This is a genomic window from Kitasatospora sp. NPDC058965 (assembly GCF_042741245.1).
Lineage (GTDB): Bacteria > Actinomycetota > Actinomycetes > Streptomycetales > Streptomycetaceae > Kitasatospora.
On the sequence record NZ_JBHYKG010000553.1, the window covers coordinates 1 to 2,517 of the forward strand.

At 70.7% G+C, this 2,517-nt stretch carries 4 protein-coding genes; all 4 read right to left on the reverse strand.

Features of this window, described 5'->3' with window-relative positions:
* Positions 1-54: 54 nt before the first annotated feature.
* Entirely contained in the window at positions 55-321 is a 267-nt protein-coding gene (gene rpoZ, locus ACFW1A_RS40005) for a DNA-directed RNA polymerase subunit omega (RefSeq protein WP_035840778.1), read from the reverse strand.
* 34 nt (positions 322-355) lie between these two features.
* On the reverse strand, positions 356-913 hold the full coding sequence (gene gmk, locus ACFW1A_RS40010; RefSeq protein WP_035840780.1) for a guanylate kinase: 558 nt from the start codon (positions 911-913) through the stop codon (positions 356-358).
* A gap of 60 nt (positions 914-973) precedes the next feature.
* A complete protein-coding gene (gene mihF, locus ACFW1A_RS40015) occupies positions 974-1,300 on the reverse strand; it encodes an integration host factor, actinobacterial type (RefSeq protein WP_380418581.1) in 327 nt (108 codons plus the stop codon).
* Positions 1,301-1,584: 284 nt separating this feature from the next.
* Positions 1,585-2,433 carry an orotidine-5'-phosphate decarboxylase gene (gene pyrF / locus ACFW1A_RS40020; protein WP_380418583.1) on the reverse strand — a complete coding sequence of 283 codons (849 nt, stop codon included), beginning with the start codon at positions 2,431-2,433 and terminating at the stop codon, positions 1,585-1,587.
* Positions 2,434-2,517 lie beyond the last annotated feature (84 nt).

Below are 2,517 nucleotides of genomic sequence, written 5' to 3' on the forward strand. Positions count from 1 at the left end.
CCACCGGAGTGATCCGGTGGGCCCCTCGGAAGGCCGTCGGGTGACGGACCGCCGTCAGGCGGCGTCGACCGCCTCGGCGGTCAGCATGCCGGCGTTGATCTCGCGCAGCGCGATCGACAGCGGCTTCTCGTGCACGTGGGTGTCGACCAGCGGGCCGACGTACTCCAGCAGACCCTCGCCGAGCTGCGAGTAGTAGGCGTTGATCTGACGCGCGCGCTTGGCGGCGTAGATCACCAGGCTGTACTTCGAGTCGGTGGCCTCGAGCAGCTCGTCGATCGGCGGGTTGATGATGCCCTCGGGCGCGGTCATCGAAGAGGACACGCTAGAACCTTCCGAAAGGGTGGAAAAGAAAAGGTCAGACTACACCGAGCAAGGCTAGCAGCTCGGCCGCGACCTGCTCGACCGAGGTGTTCACCAGCGTGGTGTCGAATTCCGGCTCGGCGGCCAGTTCCACCCGGGCCGCGGCCAGCCGTTCGTCGATGACCTCCTGCGGCTCGGTGCCGCGGCCGGTGAGCCGGCGGACCAGCTCCTCCCAGCTCGGCGGGGCCAGGAAGACCAGCTGCGCCTCGGGCATCGACTCGCGGACCTGGCGGGCGCCCTGGAGGTCGATCTCCAGCAGCACCGGCTCGCCGCGCTCCAGCTTCTGCTCCACCGCGGCGCGGGGAGTGCCGTACCGGTTGCCGGCGAAGACGGCCGACTCCAGCAGTTCGCCATTGGCGACCAGCTTGTCGAACTCGTCGTTGTCGACAAAGTGGTAATGGACCCCGTCCTTCTCGCCTGGCCGGGGGCGCCGGGTGGTCGCCGACACCGAGAGCCAGACCTCGGGGTGCTGCTGCCTCATATGAGCGACGACCGTGCTCTTGCCGACCCCGGAGGGGCCGGAGAGCACGGTCAGCCGCGGACGTTCACTCATGCACCGATTATCCCGGATCCCGGACAGTGCCGGGACCACCGGGGAGCACCGGTGGCCGAGTCAGGCCTGGGTACCGCCGAACTCGCGCTCCAGCGAGGCGATCTGGTTGGTACCGAGGCCGCGCACCCGGCGGCTCTCGCTGATGCCGAGGCGCTCCATGATCTGCTTGGCACGGACCTTGCCGACACCGGGGAGGCTCTCCAGCAGTGCGGAGACCTTCATCTTGCCGATGACCTCGTTGTCGGCCTTGCCGGCCTTGATCACCTCGTGCAGGGAAGCGCCCGAGTGCTTGAGCCGGTTCTTCACCTCGGCGCGCTCCCGGCGAGCCTCGGCGGCCTTGGCCAGCGCGGCGGAGCGCTGTTCAGGGGTAAGGGGCGGAAGAGCCACGCCGTTCACCTCAGGGTCTGGAAGGAAATGAAGTGCTAGGACATTGATCGTACTCAGGTGCCGGCCGCAATCCCGGGCTACGACCGCAGGGGAACCTAGCCGCTCTGACCTGCGAGAGCAACGGGACCCCCCTGCCTTGGGCACCTATCGCCGGACACTACCCGGATTGGGCGCCCACGTCAGGAAAAGAAGCCGAAAAGTCCTGGTCAGCACAGGTGGGCCAGGACTTTTCGGGAGAAATCGGCCCGGTTTGGGCCCAGTTCGTCAAACGATTGTGACCGCTGTCACATGTCCCAGACCGCCCGGGCCTCGTCGACGAAGCGCTGCGCGGCGTCCCGCAGGGCGGACAGCGAGGGGCCGTGCTTCAGCACGTCGCGGCTGACGCTGGGCACCACGTCGCGCACCGAGGCGCCGAAGACCCGCGGCAGATCGGCCATGGTGGCCCCCTGGGCGCCGATCCCCGGGGCCAGCAGCGGGCCGTTGATCGCCAGGTCGGCACCGGCGTCGGCCAGGGTGGCGCCGACCACCGCGCCGAACGAGCCGAGCGGCTCGGCACCGGCGTTCTCCGCCTTCAGCCGGTTCAGCACCTGCTGGGCCACGCTGACCCCGTCCGGACCGACCGCCCGCTGCACCTCGAAGCCCTCCGGGTTGGAGGTCAGGGCCAGCGCGAAGACGCCGCAGCCGTTCACCCGGGCCAGGTCCAGGGCCGGCTGCAGCGAGCCGAAGCCCAGGTAGGGGCTGACCGTCACCGCGTCCGAGAAGAGCGGGCTGCCGGGCGACAGGAAGGCCTCGGCGTAGGCGGCCATGGTCGAGCCGATGTCACCGCGCTTGGCGTCCATCAGCACCAGCGCGCCGGCCGCCCGGGCCTCGGCCACCGAGGCCTCCAGCACCGCGACGCCCTTGCTGCCGAACCGCTCGAAGAAGGCGGCCTGCGGCTTCAGCACCGCCACCCGGTCGGCCAGCGCCTCGACCACGGTGCGGCTGAAGGTCTCCAGGCCCGCCAGGTCGTCGCCCAGGCCCCAGGCGGAGAGCAGCGCGGCGTGCGGGTCGATGCCGACGCAGAGCGGGCCGCGCCCGTCCATCGCGCGGCGCAGCCGCGCGCCGAAGGCGTCGGCGGCGAAGGGGGTGGTCATTCGGGGTCCTCCGGGTGTCTGCGCGGTGGGCCGGTCCCACCGCGTCGGTGTACGTCGTGGGGCGCCGCGCCGGCCCGCGGGGGC